The sequence below is a fragment of the Bacillus sp. ES1-5 genome, assembly GCF_022487605.1.
Classification (GTDB): domain Bacteria; phylum Bacillota; class Bacilli; order Bacillales; family Bacillaceae_G; genus Bacillus_A; species Bacillus_A wiedmannii.
The window spans coordinates 1-426 of the sequence record NZ_JAKVPU010000054.1 but is presented as its reverse complement, the minus strand read 5'-3'; the positions used below and the strand labels follow the sequence as shown (position 1 = coordinate 426).

Below are 426 nucleotides of genomic sequence, written 5' to 3'. Positions count from 1 at the left end.
TCCGTAGGGACGTTAAGTGGTGATGAAAAGAAAGGCAGCATTAAAAGTAACGCAAAACACATATTTATTTATGAAGCAGATTCTGACAACAAGAAAGCTGGAGGAAACGTGAAATAAATAAATATGTGTTTTGCGTTACTTTTAATGCTGCCTTTCTTTTCATTAAATTGTTTAGTATAACTAGCAGTCTCGGCTTCTCCTTCAACCGCAATCATTGCAGGTTGCTCTTGTACAGCATGTACAGAAAACTCTCGTTTTGATGCCGGATCCTTAAATGTTGCATTTTGTTTATAAGACTTTTCAAATTCTTTCTTTGCGATTGCTGGTTCAATAGCAATTTCTTCTTGTGTTCGTAAAACACCTACTTTTACGGCTTTATCCATTGCTGTACTTCCAGCACGTTCTAATGCAGACTTATTATCTGCG

1 pseudogene is annotated in these 426 nt (G+C 36.6%); it reads right to left on the bottom strand.

Going from position 1 to position 426, the window contains the following annotated elements:
• Positions 1-68: 68 nt before the first annotated feature.
• Positions 69-426: pseudogene (locus MKO96_RS29250) on the bottom strand (hypothetical protein); the annotation flags it as partial.